The following is a 962-nucleotide window of genomic DNA, read 5'->3' as shown; positions in this document are numbered from 1 at the left end:
GTGTTTTTGTTCGGTATTTCCGCCCAGTTTATTAACGGTACGATTAATTCTTGGTTTGGCAACGATACCCATGAGGCATTGGAGCGCAGCTTAAACTTGAGCAAATCCGCGCTGAACTTGGCGGTGGACAACGCTGTCAGCAACGCCACACCGGTGCAGATCGACTTAATCAGCGCCGCTTCACTGGACGGCAATTTAGGGCAGACGCTGGCAAAATCGGCGCTTACTGCCGACTTTGCCCAGCTGGCGCTTTATAACGCGACTACCCATAAAGCTGAGAAAAGCATCAATCCCCTGAAACTAAATCAACCCGAGCTTAACAAAGAAGGATGGGAGCAGCTGGAGCAGACCGGCTCGGTGCGCAGCTTGGAAAACATCGGCGGCATGCTGTATGCTCAGGGTTGGATGCTGATCGGTACGCATAAAAATCAGGATTATGCATTGTTTTTCCGTCAGCCGATTCCGAAAGATGTTGCCCAAGATGCGACGCTGATTGAAGCGGCCCGCGCTAAATATGCTGAGCTGAGTTATACCAAAAAAGGCCTGCAAACCTTTTTCTTGTCCACGCTGTTGGTCGCGACATTGTTGGCCATCTTTTTGGCGTTGGTGATGGCTTTGTATTTTGCCCGCCGTTTTGTGGCACCGGTGTTGTCGTTGGCAGAGGGTGCGCGGGCGGTGGCTCAGGGCGACTTCAGCCAGACCCGGCCGGTATTCCGCAATGACGAGTTCGGCCGTTTGACCCAGTTGTTCAACCACATGACCGAGCAATTATCGATTGCCAAAGAGGCGGACGAGCGCAACCGTTTACGCGAAGAAGCCGCCCGCCATTATTTGGAATGCGTGTTGGAAAGTTTGACCACAGGCGTGATTACTTTGGATGCCGACGGCCGTCTGAAAACCTTTAACAAGGCCGCCGAACAGATTTTGGGCGTTTCGCTGGTGTCTTTGTGGGGCAGTAACTG

General features: G+C 52.6%; 1 protein-coding gene. It reads left to right on the top strand.

What is annotated here, in order from left to right:
* A partial coding sequence (locus ACTHS3_RS15000; RefSeq protein WP_440368369.1) for a sensor histidine kinase occupies positions 1–962 on the top strand: 962 nt, incomplete at both ends.

The sequence above is a fragment of the Neisseria sp. P0009.S007 genome (assembly GCF_051962515.1).
Note: the sequence above shows the minus strand (reverse complement) of the source record. Positions and strands in the feature narration are given on the sequence as shown.